The 16,087-nt window shown below is 42.2% G+C and carries 10 protein-coding genes; all 10 read left to right on the top strand.

The genetic code is table 11. The features are described 5' to 3' along the window. Position 1: 1 nt before the first annotated feature. The 10 genes from OCK74_RS25835 to OCK74_RS25790 all read left to right on the top strand — a co-directional run bounded on the left by OCK74_RS25835 (position 2) and on the right by OCK74_RS25790 (position 16,083). Positions 2–1,930: a heparinase II/III domain-containing protein gene (locus tag OCK74_RS25835; protein ID WP_279300008.1), complete on the top strand. Its 1,929-nt coding sequence runs from the start codon at positions 2–4 to the stop codon at positions 1,928–1,930. A gap of 86 nt (positions 1,931–2,016) precedes the next feature. Continuing rightward, positions 2,017–3,375 carry an alpha-L-fucosidase gene (locus OCK74_RS25830; protein WP_279300007.1) on the top strand — a complete coding sequence of 453 codons (1,359 nt, stop codon included), beginning with the start codon at positions 2,017–2,019 and terminating at the stop codon, positions 3,373–3,375. A 181-nt stretch (positions 3,376–3,556) separates the two neighbouring features. After that, positions 3,557–4,726 carry a XylR family transcriptional regulator gene (locus OCK74_RS25825; protein WP_279300006.1) on the top strand — a complete coding sequence of 390 codons (1,170 nt, stop codon included), beginning with the start codon at positions 3,557–3,559 and terminating at the stop codon, positions 4,724–4,726. A 157-nt stretch (positions 4,727–4,883) separates the two neighbouring features. Next, positions 4,884–5,858 (top strand): phytanoyl-CoA dioxygenase family protein, encoded by a 975-nt coding sequence (locus OCK74_RS25820; protein WP_279300005.1) that lies wholly within the window; start codon positions 4,884–4,886, stop codon positions 5,856–5,858. 122 nt (positions 5,859–5,980) lie between these two features. Further along, on the top strand, positions 5,981–7,141 hold the full coding sequence (locus OCK74_RS25815; protein ID WP_279300004.1) for an AraC family transcriptional regulator: 1,161 nt from the start codon (positions 5,981–5,983) through the stop codon (positions 7,139–7,141). Positions 7,142–7,341: 200 nt separating this feature from the next. After that, complete coding sequence (locus OCK74_RS25810) at positions 7,342–8,619, top strand: MFS transporter (RefSeq protein WP_279300003.1); 1,278 nt, start codon at positions 7,342–7,344, stop codon at positions 8,617–8,619. A 58-nt stretch (positions 8,620–8,677) separates the two neighbouring features. Next, complete coding sequence (locus OCK74_RS25805) at positions 8,678–10,444, top strand: hypothetical protein (protein WP_279300002.1); 1,767 nt, start codon at positions 8,678–8,680, stop codon at positions 10,442–10,444. Positions 10,445–10,674: 230 nt separating this feature from the next. After that, on the top strand, positions 10,675–11,292 hold the full coding sequence (locus OCK74_RS25800) for an RNA polymerase sigma factor (RefSeq protein ID WP_279300001.1): 618 nt from the start codon (positions 10,675–10,677) through the stop codon (positions 11,290–11,292). A gap of 62 nt (positions 11,293–11,354) precedes the next feature. After that, positions 11,355–12,563: a FecR family protein gene (locus tag OCK74_RS25795; protein WP_279300000.1), complete on the top strand. Its 1,209-nt coding sequence runs from the start codon at positions 11,355–11,357 to the stop codon at positions 12,561–12,563. Positions 12,564–12,780: 217 nt separating this feature from the next. Beyond that, a complete protein-coding gene (locus OCK74_RS25790) occupies positions 12,781–16,083 on the top strand; it encodes a SusC/RagA family TonB-linked outer membrane protein (protein WP_279299999.1) in 3,303 nt (1,100 codons plus the stop codon). The last annotated feature ends 4 nt before the right edge of the window (positions 16,084–16,087 follow it).

The following is a 16,087-nucleotide window of genomic DNA, read 5'->3' as shown; positions in this document are numbered from 1 at the left end:
AATGAAAACCATTGCAAAAACGTTCATCCTGATCCTGCTTTTGAGCGGTTCAACCCATGTAAATGCACAGTTGGCCCAACGGAATTTGTTTCAGTCATTTACTGTGGATAACATCAGGCAGTCCCTGCCTACACCCGGAAAGTGGCATCCATTTCCAACAACTGCCAAAGAGTGGCAGAAGATCCTGCCCGACAGTGTCATCAGGCAGTATATTGTAAATGGTGAAAAAACAATGCAGGAAGAGTTTCCTGACCTTACGGCTGTAAGTTTCCTGCAGTTTACGCGCAATAAGAATCGTTCCCAATACGAAAGTATTTATTCGGCCAGGCGGTATCAGTTATTCAACCTGATGATGGCTGAGTTAATGGAAGGTAAAGGCCGCTTCAACGATAAGATTGCAAATGAAGTCTGGGCCATTTGTGAAGAAAGCTTTTGGGGGCTACCTGCTCATATCCAGGGACTGGCCGATGTGGACCATCCCTATGTAGATTTGTTTGCTGCAGAAACGGCCTCGCAGTTGGCATGGATCTATTATTTTTTGGGCGACAATCTGGACCAGGTTTCCAGGCAGCTAAAACCGAGGATCGTTAGTGAAGTAACGCGTAGGATATTCAATCCCATGCTTACCGCCTCCTGGTTCTGGATGGGCGGCGGCGATCCAAACAAACGTCTCAACAACTGGGCCCCATGGATCATGTCAAATTATATTACTACAGCCCTGCTCCTGGAAAAGGACGAAGCAAAAAGGGCTGCTGCTGTGAAGCGGGCTCTGAATACCATTGACCAATATTTAAATGGGCTGGGCAATGATGGCGCCATCAACGAAGGCCCCATTTATTGGTTTGCATCCGTGGGTTGCGTCTTTGATGCACTATCCATATTACACAATGCTTCAGCAGATAAGATCAGTATTTACGATGTACCATTTTTGAAAAACACAGTTTCCTACATCTACAAGATGCACATTGCCGATAAATATTTTGTGAACATAGGCGATGCTACTGTAAAAATGGATGTAGACGGTGTTTCGCTCTACCGGTTTGGCAAGGCCATCAATGATCCCAGTCTTATGGCATTCGGAAGCCAGGCAGCAAAAAATGTTTCTACTATCTCCAACAAGCCAATTGACCGCTTGTTCCCAAGACGCTTTTTTAACCTTGTAGCAATGGATTCCTGCGTAAAATACGAACGGAAATATACTGCCTTGAAAGACGCCTGGATGGCCGATATTCAAATGATGTGTTCCCGTTCGGACAATGGATTCTTTGTATCATCGCATGGTGGCCATAATGCAGAAAGCCATAACCACAATGATGTGGGCGATTTCAACGTGTACCTCAATGGCAAGCCCCTGTTACTGGATGCAGGCAGGGGAACCTATTCCGGGCGCACCTTCTCTGATGAACGTTATACACTTTGGTTCAATACTTCTGGCTATCACAATTTGCCTGAGGTCAACGGAATCCAGCAAAAGGATGGAGAACAATATGCAGCAAAGGCGGTTCAATATGTGACCAATAACAATCGTACATCACTTTCTATGGATATCGCTGGTGCTTATCCTTCAGAGGCAGGCATAGAAATATGGAAACGTACAGTGGCCCTGTATAAGAAAGGATGGGTGGAAATAAGTGATGCATATGCGTTGAAAACACCAGCACCTGTGAGCCAGCACCTGATGACGGTATGCGATGCAGATATCAGCCGTCCCGGGATAATCGTGTTTACTATGCCAGACAAAACCAAAGCCCGCTTGCTGTATGATGCAGCAACCTGGAATATTGAAAAGCAGGCCGTAGTGTTAAAAGAACCTGAAGATGAAGATATCCGGAAGGCATGGGAAGGTCAGACCATTATACGCATATCTTTGAACTCTAAAAAGCCGGTGAAAAAAGGAACTTCAACTTATAGAATTCAGAAAGTAGAGTGATTGTGGATTAATGAAAGGAAAGGTCGTCTTCATTTTCATCAATAACATTTATATTCATCATTTTAATAAGCATTTTATTTGTCATTATGAACCGTTTTTTTAAAAGCATGCTTGCTTTACCTGCGCTATCCACTTCATTGTTTCTTTCGGCGCAAAACAGTCAATCTATACAAGCAACCTATCAACCATCGGCTGCCAATCTTGCGGCAAGGTCCTCTTTCCAGGACGATAAGTTCGGCATGTTTATACATTGGGGCGCTTCCAGTGTCTTAGGCAATGGTGAGTGGGTGATGAACAACAGAAACATCAGGGTACAGGAGTACAAACACCTGATCGACTATTTCAATCCTCAAAACTTCGATGCTGCTAAATGGGTGGCAACAGCAAAAGCCGCGGGCATGAAGTATATCACGTTTATAACAAGGCACCACGATAGCTTTAGCAACTGGGATACCAAGCAAAGTGATTGGAAAATAACCAATACAAAATATGGAAAGGATGTATTGAAGCAATTGGCGGATGAATGTCACAAGCAAGGGATCAAGTTGTATTGTTATTATTCATTGCTCGATTGGTACAGGAGCGACTATCAGTATGAAACCGGTAAAACAGGAAAGGGGACAGGCCGTACAGAAAAAAGCAACTGGGAAAGTTACATTCGGTTTATGAAAGCACAGTTAACCGAATTACTGACCAATTACGGTGAGATTTCAGGAATCTGGTTCGATGGTCATTGGGATCAGTTGGCAAATGATGTGGACAAAACTTTAAAATCAAAAGTGGACTGGCATTATAATGAAATTTATGAACTGATCCACAAATTGCAACCACAATGCCTGATCAGTAATAACCATCATTTGGCACCTATTCCGGGTGAAGATTTCCAGGCATTTGAAAAAGATTTGCCGGGCCATAATACGACAGGCTTTGGTGGTCAATCTGTGTCAGCACTACCGCTTGAAACCTGCGAAACAATGAATGACAGCTGGGGATATAGTATTACCGACCGGAATTTCAAATCAAGTAAAAACCTGATTCAATACCTAGTAAAGGCCGCTTGTTACAATGCTAACTTTTTGTTGAATATCGGACCTATGCCTGACGGATCCGTGCAATCAGAATTTACGGATACCCTGGCTAAAATGGGAGCCTGGATGAACAAATATGGTGAAACCATTTATGGTAGCAGAGGCGCTGTAACGACTCCTAAAAATTGGGGAGGATTTACGCAGAAAGGAAGCAAACTTTATATGCATATATTCAATAAACCGGACCAGAATGATTTCATTTTTATTCCTGAATTGAAGCAGAAAATACAAAAAGCTATTTTGTTTGACGGCAAACACGAGGTCAAGTTCAAACAGTTGCCTGAAGGTACTTTTATCTATCTGACGGGAATTGCACTGAACGACGTCGACACAATCGTTGAGCTTCAATTGAAGTAGTAGCAAACGTTTTTATAAGAATAGTACATAAAAAAGCAAAGTTCATTCTTTGCTTTTTTATGTACTATTCAGTGTATTATGAATTATTAACTTTGACAGTACTGTCATCAGCGGATAATTAATCTTTGTCATTGTTTATTCAATGGAAGTTTTTTTGATATAAAAATATATTTGTTGTGAAGTGAAAAAGAAGCTGAAAATTGTGGTCCTGGTTGACATCTCCAGAGGCTTTGACAGGGATGTACTGGCGGGCATTACTCGTTTCAACAGGATTTATGATAAGTTCCAGTTCTTCTTCTATACTCCTAAATATGTAGATGAGCAAAATCAAAAAAAGATAGTGAGCCGGATCAAATCCTGGCAGCCCGATGGTATTTTAACAAGAGAAATAAAGGGGTTTGAAAGTCTCCTGAAGTTGAATATTCCGCTCATCATGTTTCCTCAGACCAACTTGTACAAAGACCATATCAATGTATGGCCGGATAATAAGGCCATCGGTGAGATGGCGGCTGGCCACTTCATTTCAAAAGGATATAAGCATTTTGCTTTTTTGGGATTCAAGGACTTTCAGTGGTCTCAGGAAAGGCTGCAAGGCTACATGGAAACAGTGAAGCAAGCCGGCTGTAGCGTAAATGCTTTTCTGTATGATAATACCACATTGTTGTGGGAGCACCTGTCCGAAAGGCTCGTCGAATGGCTGTCTGCGCTGCAAAGGCCCTGTGCCATTTTCTCGGCTAATGATGAATTGAATATTCCTCTGCTGGAAGCGGCCAAACAATGTGACGCCAGGGTGCCGGATGACTTTTCCATTATCGGAGTGGATAACGATACGATGGTATGTGAAATGACCAGTCCAACATTGTCTAGCATAGAGCCTGAAGTCCGCCAGGCTGGCTTCCAGGCGGCATTGACTATTTGCCAGTGGATAGAAACCGGCGAAAAGCCATCTGGCGACATTGTAGTAAAGCCTTTAAAAATTATTGCCAGGAATTCGACAATGGCATGGAGTGTAGATGACGAGCAGGTAAGAATTGCTTTACACTACATCGCCTCTACTGCGCCTTCAGAAGATATTGGTGTTGAAGATGTGGTAAGGGCTACTTCCTTATCGCGCCGTATTTTGGAGAAGAGGTTTCAATTGCTGGTCAGAAGCTCGATACTGGATGAAATCAGGAAGGTAAGGATTGAGCGGATCAAGTACCTGCTGACCCATTCTGAACTTTCAGTTCAAAAGATCGCCTCTGAACTGAACTTCAGGAGTTTTGAAAACATTACCAGGTATTTCAGACAGTATACCGGTATCAAGCCCCTGGAATACCGCAGTCAATTCAGACAGGCTGAATCAAGCTGAACATCTCAAATTTATCCATGAATGATGTTTATCCAGGTAGTGAAGCACGCGTTAAAGTATCTTGATTGTTCGCAAAATGACTGTTTTTTTTCGCAATCTGTCTATGTACTGCCAGAGCATACCACTAATTTGCTCTTGAACTTATAAATCAACGATCATGAATGTATTAGAACCAAAGTTATCTTTTGATCTGGCAAATTATAGCAGCCCTATTGCCAACCTTTTTGAACAGCCAACCAATGCAAAGGAGTGGGAACAATATATGCTGAGTGAAGAGCAGGTCGCTTTCTTCCAGGAAAACGGCTTTATCTCAGGCATTCAGATACTGACTGATGAGCAGGTGGATGTGCTGAATGAAGAATTGGAAAGATTACAGGCTATAGACGCCAGGGAAAAAAAATTATTTTACCATTATGAAAGCAACGAATCTGAAGATCCCAACAAGGTGCTGTTTCATGCCATAGGTGCCTGGCGGGTAACTCCAGGATTTCACGACCTGATTTGGTCACCTGCCTATCGAATGGCTGCCTATCAACTACTGGGGCAATCCTTCAGGCTTTTTCATGACCAGTTATTTTGTAAACCAGCCAAACATGGGGGCGTGGTGGCCTGGCACCAGGATTATTCTTATTGGACCTTTACCAAACCCATGCATCACCTGACCTGCTGGATCGGCCTGGACGATGCCACAACAGAGAATGGCTGTCTTTATTATGTGCCCGGTAGCCATAACTGGGGTCTGCTGCCCATTACAGGATTGACAGGTGACATGGAATCGGTAAGGACAGTGTTAAGTGAAGAGCAGGTAACAATCTTTGATAAAAAAGTAGCAAATGAGTTGCCAAAAGGCTATGCAAGTTTCCATCACCCCTTGATGATGCATGGCTCTTATGCCAATTATTCAGAAAGGCCCAGGAGAGCGGTTGTGTTGAATGCAATGGCGGATGGTACATTGGGCAATACGGAAGGTTATGAAAGGATGGATGCATTACACAGTTTTCCTGCGATGCCACAAGACCAGATCCTGGACAGTAATTTCTTCCCTCTTTTATTTGATGGAGATAAGGAGTTGGAATCCATGATCAACCATGTGCCTAAGGTAAATGCAAAAATGTTATACGAGGTTCGATAGATCCTTATCTGTAAAACTTACCAGGTAAATCCTGTATCGTTTTCTCAAAATAGGTAAAGCCCTTTCTGGTTGCTAGCAATTAGAGAGGGTTTTTAGCAGATAATGCATAAATAATTTACAAAGTGAAGAATGATCTGAAAATAGCGGTCCTGGTAGATGTTTCACGAACTTATGACAGGGATGTACTGACAGGCATTACCAGTTTCAACAGGATTTATGATAAGTTCCAGTTCTTCTTCTATACCCCTAAATATGTAGATAAGCAAAGTCAAAAGATGCTAGTGGAGCGCCTCAAAGCCTGGCAGCCTGATGGTATTCTTACCAGGGAGGTTGAAGGCTTTGAAAGCCTGCTCCACCTGGGCATCCCCCTCATTATCTTTCCGCATACCAACCTGTACAAAGACCACATCAATGTATGGGGCGACAATATGGCCATTGGTGAAATGGCGGCTGGGCATTTCATTTCAAAAGGATATAAGCATTTTGCCTTTTTGGGATTTAAAGATTTTCAGTGGTCATTGGAGAGGCAGCAAGGCTACATGGAAGCAGCGAAACAAGCCGGCTGTAGCGTAAATGCTTTTCTGTATGATCATACCACATTGTTGTGGGAACACCTGTCCGAAAGGCTCACCAAATGGCTGTCTACGCTCCAAAGGCCCTGCGCCATTTTCACAGCGACCGATGAATTGAATATTCCTCTACTGGAAGCGGCCAAACAATGTGCCGCCAGGGTGCCGGATGACTTTTCCATAATCGGAGTGGATAATGATACGATGGTATGTGAAATGACTACGCCCACCTTATCCAGTATCGATCACAATGCCCGGCACGCTGGTTTCCTGGCTGCATCGGCTTTGGGCCAGTGGATAGAAACCGGCGAAAAGCCCGCTGGCGACATTGTAGTAAAGCCTTTAACAATTATTGCCAGGAATTCCACCAATGCACTGGCTATTGATGATGAGCAGGTGCGCACAGCCTTGCATTACATTGCCACTACCGCACCTTCACAAGATATATCTGTGGTTGATGTGGTAAGGGCTACTTCCTTATCGCGCCGTATTTTGGAGAAGAGGTTTCAATTGCTGGTCAGAAGCTCGATACTGGATGAAATCAGGAAGGTAAGGATTGAGCGGATCAAGTACCTGCTGACCCATTCTGAATTGAGTCTGCAGCAGATCGCCTCTGAACTGAACTTCAAAAGTTTTGATAACATCACCAGGTATTTTAAGCAATATACTGGTTGGAAGCCCCTGGAATACCGTAGACAATTCAGGAAAGCATAGTTAATGAGAAAAAACAATTTCATGCGCAAATTATTAGTATTATGCTATCCACCGTTATGATAGTGTGCATTTTTCTGAGTATGGAATGAAGGCTTTCGCTCAATTATGGTTGAAAGCAATCAGGGAAAGAAAAGAAAATATTTCTGCTGCCAAAAAATAATTCTGATAGGATGTTTATATTTAGCCACTAATACAACGATATGCAAGCTTTAAACCGAAATCAACTTTTTATTGCCAGTTGCCTGGCTCTACTGGTAACATCGCTCTCCTTTGGTATTCGCGCCGGTATTCTCAGCCGGTTGGGTATTGAATTTAACCTGGATAAAGCAGAATTGAGCTCTATAACTGCCTCGGCATTCTGGGGATTTCCTCTGGCCGTAATTATTGGCGGGATGATCGTAGATGTGATTGGCATGAAACGTCTACTAATACTTGCATTTGTTTTTCACATGGCTGGTATACTCCTTACTTATGCTGCAGACAAATTCAGTAGCCCGTATTGGGCATTATTTATTTCCACCCTGCTGATAGGGATCGCTAATGGTACGGTGGAGGCTGCCTGCAACCCATTAGTTACTGCATTATATCCCGACAATAAAACAACCAAACTCAATCATTTTCATTTATGGTTTCCGGGAGGGATCGTGATTGGAACACTGATTGTCTATTTCTTTAATCAAGCTGCTATCAGCTGGCAAATGCAGGTGGCAATGATGCTCATTCCTGCCTTACTCTATGGAGTATTATTTGCCAAACAAAAATTTCCTGTTACTGAAAGAGTTGCCAGTGGCATCTCCACGTCTGAAATGTACCGTTCATTGGCCAACCCTTTATTCATTTTTATGATTATTTGCATGTTTGGCACTGCTATTACAGAATTATTTACCGGGCAATGGATCGATGTCTTGTTAAGAAATGTTTCGGGTAATGCAATTCTGATTCTTACCGTGTCAACAGGTGTAATGGCATTGGGACGAGCTTTTGCAGGACCAATTGTGCATAAACTGGCACCTCATGGTGTGTTATTGATGTCTGCTATTCTTTCTGCATTTGGATTGTACCTGCTTGGTAATACATCAGGCAATATGATATTTTTCGGAGCCATCATCTTTGGTATGGGCGTTTGTTATTTCTGGCCAACCATGTTAGGTTTTGTGTCAGAATATTTACCGAAGACGGGAGCCGTAGGATTAAATCTTATTGGCGGAGCCGGTATGTTTGCTGTTTCATTATACATGATGTTCATGGGAAGCTTCTATGATCAACTCATTGCAAAAAATCTTCCTGCAGGTGCCGATTTGAAATTATATAATTCAATGGAAGCTACGCTGGAAATGAAAACTGCTTTAGCTGCGGCAAACAAAGCTGCCGGACCTGAAATCCTGAATGCTACTTTAGTAATACCCCTTGCTCTGATCGTTGCATTTACAGGATTATTTTTTTTCATGAAGAACAAAAAGATGGCAGTAGTACAATAGAACAGCCACATTCTTTCAATTAGTTAAAACTTTAAGAGTACCGGGGATTACTATCAATATGAATGCTCATTTATTGAAATTATTGTTCACTATTCTGGTGAGTTCTTTAATCCTGAAAGCTATTTCACAGGAGAAAAATGGACCTTATATTTTAGATATGGTTCACAATAACCCGGGTGAGCCATTAACAAAATCCGTTTTTAATGATCCGGGAATGTTAGCCGCAGGTGGCTATACAGGCCAGGTTATCAATGATTTTACTTTTGCTCATGCTGCCGTTACCTTTAAAAAGCTGAATCCGGATATCTTCCCCGAAGGTTCTGCAGAATGGAAGTGGGTGATGGATGCGGCAGAGCGGGTACGTCAAAACATCAAGGCCGCCCATAAAGCCGGCATCAAGGTATATTATTTTACAGATATCATTGTGTTGCCTAAAAAGCTGGTGGAATTGTATCGTGATGAAATTTGCGATAATCAAGGTCGCATATCGTTTGAGCGCCCCAAAACACTAGAAGTACATAAAATAATGCTGGATGAATTGTTTGAAACCTTTCCTGAACTGGATGGATTAGTAATACGCACAGGGGAAACTTATTTAAACAACGTACCCTATCATACAGGAAATAATCCCATTACAAACAAGGAGCAAAGTCATATCAAACTCCTGAATTTATTAAGAGAGGAAGTTTGTGTGAAGAGAAACAAGACCATCTTTTATCGAACATGGTCTTTTGGTGGCATGCATGAAAATCCTGATTATTATTTGAATGTCGTCAATCAAATCGCTCCACACCCCCAATTGATTTTCTCGATCAAACACACCAAGGGTGATTATCTCAGAACCTTTGATTTCAATCCAACCTTAACACTCGGTAACCATCCTCAGATTGTAGAAGTGCAATGCCAGCGGGAGTATGAAGGAAAGGAGGCATATCCCAATTATGTGATGAATGGAGTGATCAATGGCTTTGAAGAATATCATACAAATACGCCACAAAAAGGGTATCAATCACTCAATGATATCAAAAATAGTCCCAACTTCAAAGGTGTTTGGAGCTGGAGTCGTGGTGGCGGTTGGGTAGGGCCATATATTACCAATGAATTTTGGTGTAAGCTCAATGCTTATGTAATTAGTCATTGGGGAGCCAATACAAACCAAACTGAAGAAGAGGTGTTCAACCATTTTATGGATGAACAAGGTATCAAAGGAAAGTCTCGCAAAGCATTCCGGGAATTGTGCCTGCTGTCTGCACAAGCTGTGTTGAGGGGGCATTTTAGTGCAGTTCTGCCTTCTACAAAGGGCTGGACGTGGTGGATGAGAGATGAGTTCCTTGCCGGTATAGATCCCGAGGGGGAGGGCCCTGCTCCTTCTGAAGGAGTGCTGTACGGGGCATTTTCAAACTATTATCAAAAGGGATTATTGCAGAAGGCCGTTGATGAGAAGTTTGAAGCAGTAGAGATGTGGAAGAAGATAGTAGCTTTAAGCCGGAATGTATCTATGACCAATAAAGAGGATCAGACATACGTGAAGGTGTCTTCACATTATGGTTTGTTATTGCATCAGATCATTGCCGAAGGGTGGAATATTATGGCAATGGGTTTTGAAGGAGATAAAACCGGTGTTTACAATAAAGAAAAAATAAAAGTGGCTATTGCAAACTACGATCGCTACTGGAAGCTATATGAAGACCTTAAAAAGCAAAATCCATCCTGCGCTACACTGTATAAGCCTTATGCTTTTGTGTTTATTGGTCCTAAATATTATAAGACAAAAGGTATGGGAGCTTCGGTAGACAAGTATAGAAATATAGTGAATAAGAGCTAAGTTATTCCCCACCCCCTGTGGCCGTTTTGGCAGAAAATGGCAGAAAATGACCGCTGATCTCCAATTGGGTGTTCGCAAAATGCATGTTTTTTTTTCGCAATCTGCCATAGCTGAGCTTTAGTATTCAAGTATTTTTGACTTACTCTCCATTAACCAACGGTCTAAGTCGTATTTAAGTTTAATAATTCAATGCACTATCCTGTTTCGCTGCTTTTCAAAAGACTTTTCAAATGGATTTGACCCTCGAAAACTATCATACAGAGTCACTACTTCTGCGGCAACTTTCGCAGGGGTCAGCAGCAGCTTTCGACGAGTTGTATTACCGGTATTATGAACCGGTTCGGTTGAATATCCTGAAAATTACAAGGGATGATGCCGTGACCGATGATATTTTGCAGGAGGTTTTCATCTGTTTGTGGGAGAAAAGAGAAAAATTTGCTTCGTATGAAAAGATCAGCGGTTGGCTTTTTGTAACCAGTCATAATTGTGCCCTGAATTATTTGCGCAACCTGTCGGTAGAGCGCCTGCGGCAAAAGACTTTGGCGAAGGTGGATGAAATGACGCACTGGCCCCTGGAAGATGCCTACCAGGAAATGCAGTTGAGGCTGCTGGAAGAGGCCATAGCCCAATTGCCGCCTCATCGCCGCAGGGTGTTTGAGCTTTGCCGCTTCCAGGGCAAGAGTTATGATGAGACCGCAACCGAACTCGCAATTTCCAAAAATACGGTCAAAGACCATCTTGCCCGGGCCAGGGAAACGATCCATTCTTACATGCAGTTCCATACTCAAGGAATGCAAAAAAAGATTGCCTTACTGCTGGTTATTATTTTGGGCGACCATTTTTTTTAAAAAAAGTTGGCTGAAGAACCACCCTTTTTTCTAGGCCCGGTGTTTTTAGTAAAAACAGCGCTTTGGAAAATATAGAAACCAGGCTGGCACATTTATTCAGCAAAAAAGAATGGACATCCGAAGAACACGAGTGGTTTCTTGAGTTGCTTCAGACAAAATCGCCAGCCGAGCTCCAACAATATTTTGCGGGAGATTATTTAGCCAATCTTTCAAAAGGGCACGCAGGCAATAATCAAATGGCGCAGGCTTTATTGCAGCAAATTCATCATAAGACCGGGATGAAAACGGAAGAAGCACCCGTTGTACCGTTGATGCCTGCCAACAAGTGGTGGCGTGTTGCTGCTGTAGCCGTCATGGTTGTTACCCTCGGCCTTATCTACACTATGATCCCGAATCGAAAGGATGAACCAGCAATCAGCCGTAACCAGCCCTCAGCCACAGATGTAAAGGCCCCGGTATCGAATCGGGCCATGATTACCCTGGCTGACGGTAACACGGTATATCTCGATAGTATCAACAGTGGGCATTTAGTTGTGCAGGATCATGTAAAACTGGTGAAGCTGGCCTCGGGTGAAATCGTTTACAAAACTGAAAGTGGGGAAACGATTAAGGAAATTCAATACAATACCTTGTTCAATCCAAGAGGAAGCCAGGTTGCAACGATAAGTCTTTCTGATGGCACCCGTGTTTGGCTCAATGCCGGTTCTGCGCTTACTTATCCCGTGGCCTTTACTAGCAACGAGCGAAAAGTGTCTATAACCGGGGAAGCTTATTTTGAAGTGACCACCTCTTTTTCCTCGCAATCGGGAGGCCAAAAGCGTCCTTTTAAGGTGGAGGCCAATGGCGTGGTTACGGAAGTATTGGGAACGCATTTTAATGTGAACAGCTATGCGGATGAGCCGGATGTAAAGGTTACGCTGCTGGAAGGGGCTGTACGCATCAATAAAAATAATGCAAGTGAACTGTTAAGTCCTGGGGAACAGGCACAGGTTTCCTCAAATATAAAAATTGTCAAGGATGTTGACCTGGAAGAAATAATGGCATGGAAGAATGGCCGATTTCAATTTGGGGGAGTTGGTATTGAAGAAATTATGCGACAGGTGAGCAGGTGGTACGATGTCGAGGTTATTTATGAAGGTAAACCAATGGATCAGCATTTTCGTGGAAGCATTCAAAGGGAAGAAGAAGTTTCGGAGTTGTTTAAAATGCTGGAGGCTACCGGTGTCATTCATTTTAAAATTGAAGGAAAGCGAATAACAGTTACGCCCTAGAAATTAAGTTTTTCCAAACGAAAAAGGAACCCCGTGGGGGCGGGATTCCTTTAAAAAGTTTGGATTTTTTTATCATACAAATCTCGCTAAAGATTGCTTTTTATTTAACCAAACCCGTCCCGGGGTAATCGGGACACACTACAAAGTTATGCATTTAACGATTGCATGTGCTCCTCCTGATTTAGAAAGGAGGTATTTGAACAAAACATTACGTATTATGAAAATGATTGCTGTCCTATTACTTTCCGCCTGTCTCACGGCAGGGGCTACAGGATATTCACAGAAGGTAACTCTTTCAGAAAAAAATGCCCGCCTGGAAAAAGTGTTTAACGAAATCAAAAGGCAAACCGGTTTTGAATTTTTGTACACGGATGAAATGATGCAACATGCCGGGCGTATTTCCATTGAACTAAAGGATGTTGATTTGCCAGATGCATTAAACGCTTGTTTTAAAGGCCAGCCTTTAGGATATGCTATAATGGAAAAAACCGTGGTGGTAAAGTCAAAACCCATCACCATTTCCCGTACTGAAGATGCTCCTCTGCCCCCCAATGAAATTGAAATAAAGGGAGTGGTAAAGGATGAAGATGGTAAACCGCTGGTAGGCGCGAGTGTGATGTTGAAAGGTTCTAAAATAGGAACTGTAACAACTACCAATGGAGAGTTTATCATCACTGTTCCGAATAATGCAACGGCTTTAGTGGTTTCATATGTTGGAATGGAAAATGCCGAAGTGAATATTAATGGGAAATTAAACCTGAATATTACCCTGCATGTAGCTGCGGGTCTATTTCAGGATGTAGTGGTAGTTGGTTATGGTACGCAAAAGAAACAGGCCGTTACTGGTGCTGTGGCCACTGCAAAACTGAGTACTTATGAAAGAGTGCCTACGACCAACGTTTTTGAATCACTAAAAGGAGCTGTTCCCGGTTTAAACATATCAGGTACCCAAAAAGCCGGTGAAGTTCCATCCTTTAGCATTCGTGGCACCAACTCAGTAAATTCTACCGGCAGTAACCCGCTTGTAGTTGTCGATGGGGTGATCTTTGCCGGCAACCTGGCTGATATAGCCCCTGGGGATATTGAAAGCTTTACCGTATTAAAAGATGCAAGTGCTACTGCAGTATATGGATCTCGTTCCGGTAATGGTGTAATCTTGATTGAAACAAAAAAAGGTAAAGTTTTAGGTAAACCTCAGTTTGATGTAGTTCTTAACTCTGGTATCAGTACACAAATGAAACCATTGGAAGTGTATGATGCACAAGGCTATATTAAACGTTTGTTGGATTTAAGGGCAGACAGAGGTGTAGAATCTGATCCTAACAGGATTGAATTTTATTTGCAGCCTGAAGAGTTGAAAAATTATAAGGCTACTGCTGATCATACCCCAACAGTTACCGACCCATTCAGTTTGTTCCGTCAGAAAGGAAAGTTGATGAATGCTACTATAAGCGTTTCTAACCGTACTGAAAAAACACGTTATTACATGTCGGCTAACCTTACCAACCAACGTGGTGTAATTCTGAATGATGAATTTACTCGTTATACCGGCAGGGTAAATGTGGAAACGGATTTGGCAAAATGGCTTACTGTAGGAGTAAAAACCAGCTATAGCTATCGCAACTATCCTGATGATCGTATATATTCCGGTTTAGGCGATGGTAATAGCATATACAACTTTAGTCCTTATGCATCTGTTACTAATCCTGATGGAACTTATGCAAAATTCCCTCAAACCTCAACTTCGTTTGTTAGCCCATTCTGGCAACTAGCTACTACAGCGGATAATCGTCAAAACAGTCTTAATGGTATAGGAACAGCGGTGGTAAAAGTACCTTGGGTACAAGGCCTTTCTTATACACTAAATGCAGGTATAACTCAGAATTGGAATGAGTCTGGTTCTTTTTATAATTTGCAAACAATGTCTGGATCGACAAAAAATGGTGTAGCTAATCGTGGTTACAGCCGCAGTACAAGCAGATTGGTGGACAATATCCTCAAGTACAATCGCTCCTTTGCCGGTGTGCACAATGTTGACCTGACTTTATTGAACTCTTACGAAAACGCTAATTCTGAAAGAATGGCAGCGTCAGGCTCAGGGTTCGATAATCTAGCGTTGGGGGATTATGGAATTGGGGCTGCTGCAGTACAGACATCATCATCCGGAGGTACCGAATCAGTTGGTAAAGGTCACATGGGACGTCTTACTTATACCTTCAATAATAAGTATGCATTGACCGGAACTTATCGTAGAGATGGTTACTCTGCTTTCGGTAAAGACAATAAATGGGCTTCATTCCCTGGTGTTGGTGTTAACTGGAATATTTCTAAAGAAAAATTCATGGAAGATGTTAAGGCTGTAGATAACCTTGCTCTTCGTGTTTCTTATGGTAGCAATGGTACTCGCTCTATCGCCCTTTACCAGACATTGGCAAGTATGGGCGGAGGCCGTTACATCTTTTATCCTGACAATTCTTATACCTACACACAATCCATTAGCACTATGGCAAGCCCTTATTTGGTATGGGAGTCTATTGTTGGTTGGAATACGGGTTTAGATTTTTCATTGTTGAAAAATAGAATCACAGGTTCGTTGGATTTGTATTCAAAATACACAGAAAATTTAATTAATCCACAAACGTTACCGGCTATAGGGGGCATTGGCTCCTCGGTGGTCAATGTAGGTAAAATTGGTAACAAAGGTATTGAATTGGGATTGACTACTGTGAACATACAAAAACATGACTTCACATGGACTACGGATTTCGCTTTCACGCTTAACCGCAATAAAGTGATTTCTATTTATGGAAAGGATAATAATGGTGATGGAAAAGAAGATGATGATTTAAGCCGTGGCTTATATATAGGAAAGGATAGGAATGCTATTTATGATTACAAAATCATAGGTATGTGGCAACAGGCAGATAAAGACAAGGGCACTATTATGAAGGGCTTTAATCCTGGTACATACAATATTGAAGACGTAAGTGGTGATGGAAATATCACTTCTGATAAAGACAGACAGTTTTTGGGAACCGGTCGTGAAAATTTCAGATGGGGTTTGACCAACACAGTTGCGTACAAAAACTGGAGTTTAATGGCGTTTCTTAATTCAATTTGGGGTGGCCATGGTTACTTCCTTGGCGGCAACACACCTTATTTTGACCCTTATGTGGCCGATGAAGCTCATAACAGACCTGTATATGACTATTGGACACCTACTAATACCGGTGCGGCTTTTCCAAGACCTGATATTTCTTCTAAAAATGCAGCTGCAACTGCTACTAAATATATCGACCGCAGCTTCATCAGGTTGCAAAAAGTTGCACTTACTTATGATATGAGCAGTTTGATAAGTAAATATGGTATAAAATCTATGCGTGCTTCTTTAAGTGCAGACAACCTGTTTACTTATGCTCCTTATTGGATTGGATTAGATCCTGAAGTGGGTGCAGGCATTTCAGTTAACTCTATTCCATCTATTCGCAACTACTCATTGGTGTTGTCATTCAATTTTTAAACAA

It is taken from the genome of Paraflavisolibacter caeni (assembly GCF_025628885.1).
Lineage (GTDB): Bacteria > Bacteroidota > Bacteroidia > Chitinophagales > Chitinophagaceae > Flavisolibacter > Flavisolibacter caeni.
This window is presented reverse-complemented; position numbering and strand designations above follow the sequence as displayed.

Bases quoted from the DNA above. Each gene is read 5' to 3' on its own strand.
- OCK74_RS25820 (WP_279300005.1), top strand. From the start codon at position 4,884: ATGAATGTATTAGAACCAAAGTTATCTTTTGATCTGGCAAATTATAGC.
- OCK74_RS25805 (WP_279300002.1), top strand. From the start codon at position 8,678: ATGAATGCTCATTTATTGAAATTATTGTTCACTATTCTGGTGAGTTCT.
- OCK74_RS25830 (WP_279300007.1), top strand. From the start codon at position 2,017: ATGAACCGTTTTTTTAAAAGCATGCTTGCTTTACCTGCGCTATCCACT.
- OCK74_RS25810 (WP_279300003.1), top strand. From the start codon at position 7,342: ATGCAAGCTTTAAACCGAAATCAACTTTTTATTGCCAGTTGCCTGGCT.
- OCK74_RS25835 (WP_279300008.1), top strand. From the start codon at position 2: ATGAAAACCATTGCAAAAACGTTCATCCTGATCCTGCTTTTGAGCGGT.
- OCK74_RS25800 (WP_279300001.1), top strand. From the start codon at position 10,675: ATGGATTTGACCCTCGAAAACTATCATACAGAGTCACTACTTCTGCGG.
- OCK74_RS25790 (WP_279299999.1), top strand. From the start codon at position 12,781: ATGAAAATGATTGCTGTCCTATTACTTTCCGCCTGTCTCACGGCAGGG.